Here is a 242-nt window from a genome sequence, read left to right as displayed (position 1 = left end):
AGAAGCACACGCAGCTTCCAGCCAGGAGCAACTTCACTCATCGGGCCGTAGTGCTGTTCCACTGGAATTCCCACGCCAAGCAACAATTCACCGGCGCGAGCTTCCGCAGAGTAACCGTCCATTTCGCCGTATTTAACTTCCAGATCGGCCACTTTATAGCCGTCTTCCTCACTCATTTCCGGCAAAGCATAGATGCGGTCACGCTCCTGCTTCACTTCCCACAACTATTTATGCCCCATGAT

At 52.9% G+C, this 242-nt stretch carries 1 pseudogene; it reads right to left on the bottom strand.

What is annotated here, in order from left to right:
- Window positions 1-176, bottom strand: a pseudogene (locus R0J87_RS23950) (ABC-F family ATPase); the annotation flags it as partial.
- Window positions 177-242 lie beyond the last annotated feature (66 nt).

Source organism: Halomonas sp. SIMBA_159, assembly GCF_046536035.1.
Lineage (GTDB): Bacteria > Pseudomonadota > Gammaproteobacteria > Pseudomonadales > Halomonadaceae > Vreelandella > Vreelandella venusta_A.
Note: the sequence above shows the minus strand (reverse complement) of the source record. Positions and strands in the feature narration are given on the sequence as shown.